Annotated in this window: 2 protein-coding genes; both read left to right on the top strand. The window is 40.0% G+C overall.

From position 1 onward, the window contains the following. On the top strand, window positions 1-613 hold a 613-nt coding region (locus AC2JBO_RS44930; RefSeq protein WP_496960087.1), incomplete at its 5' end, for a sulfite exporter TauE/SafE family protein. 3 nt (window positions 614-616) lie between these two features. Continuing rightward, window positions 617-1,150 carry a DUF1634 domain-containing protein gene (locus tag AC2JBO_RS44925; RefSeq protein WP_496960086.1) on the top strand — a complete coding sequence of 178 codons (534 nt, stop codon included), beginning with the start codon at window positions 617-619 and terminating at the stop codon, window positions 1,148-1,150. The last annotated feature ends 246 nt before the right edge of the window (window positions 1,151-1,396 follow it).

Here is a 1,396-nt window from a genome sequence, read left to right as displayed (position 1 = left end):
AAGATTAGGGATGTTTCTAGAAGTAGCAACAACATTCGGAGCTATATTAGGAGCCTTAATAGCGACTTTCGTCTCTGTAAAAGCACTAACAATTGTACTAGCAGCAGTTTTACTTTACTCCGCTTATTTGTCACAGCAACCCAAGCAAGAAACTCCAGAAAACGAGTCATCTAACCCCGTAGCTGAATATTTTCAACTGAACGGAACTTACCCAGCACCAGATGGACTAATGTCCTATCAAGTCAACTCGGTAACGGCTGGTTTTAGTGTCATGTTTGTTGCAGGTATAATATCCGGATTACTTGGAATTGGTTCGGGTGCGTTTAAAGTGTTGGCAATGGACCAAGTAATGCGTATTCCGTTCAAAGTATCCACAACCACAAGTAATTTTATGATTGGTGTCACCGCAGCAGCATCTGCGGGAGTTTACCTAGCGCGCGGTTATATCGACCCAGGATTATCAATGCCAGTAATGTTGGGTGTTTTACCTGGTGCTTTTTTAGGCGCCAGAGTATTGGTAGGTGCAAAGACTCAAGTCTTGCGAATAGTCTTTAGCTTTGTACTAGTAGCAATGGCATTAAAGATGGTTTACAACAGTCTGGTTGGGGTGTAAAAAATGGATAACTTTGATTTAAATACAAGCTGGTTCTCAACAACGTCAACAGAAGGAGAAGTCGCTGCGCTGAACTTACAACCCGAAGAACCAGACAGCGATATTGCAACATTATCTAAACAAGCCAAAAAAACTGATGGTACTACTAACAATACTAAAGTTACAAAAACAGAAATCGAGCTTGGATTAGAGTCCTTACTTAGTAACCTACTTAAATACGGAGTTCTCATAGCCAGCGCAGTTGTACTATTTGGCGGTATAGTTTACCTAGTAAATTACGGTTCTGAACCAATTACATATCGTTTCTTCTACGGAGAACCCGAAAGATTATGTTCTCCAGCAGGTGTAATTAAATCAGTATCAGAGGGTAGTAGCGATGCTATTATTCAACTAGGATTATTACTGCTAGTAGCAACACCAGTTATCCGAGTCATAATTTCCCTATTTACCTTCCTCAAACTACGAGACTTTACTTACTTCTTTATATCACTATTAGTTTTAGGCGCCCTTACATACAGCTTAGTCATAGCACCTTAACTAGCATGTGGATATAACGGATGTAACAGATAGTTGATTGGTTACAAGCCATGTAGGGTGTGTGACGCTACAAACAAATAAAGTTTGATGAAAGAACGAGTAGCGTCACGCACCAACATCACAAGCATGTGGATATAACTGATGGTTAATTGGTTACATTCGCTTCTACTGGTTCGTGTCAAAAGTTTTGGGGTGTAAGAGGATTAACCACAAAGACACAAAGAACACAAAGATTAAGAGTTAAGA

Source organism: Calothrix sp. CBUCES-K 9914, assembly GCF_059640475.1.
This window is presented reverse-complemented; position numbering and strand designations above follow the sequence as displayed.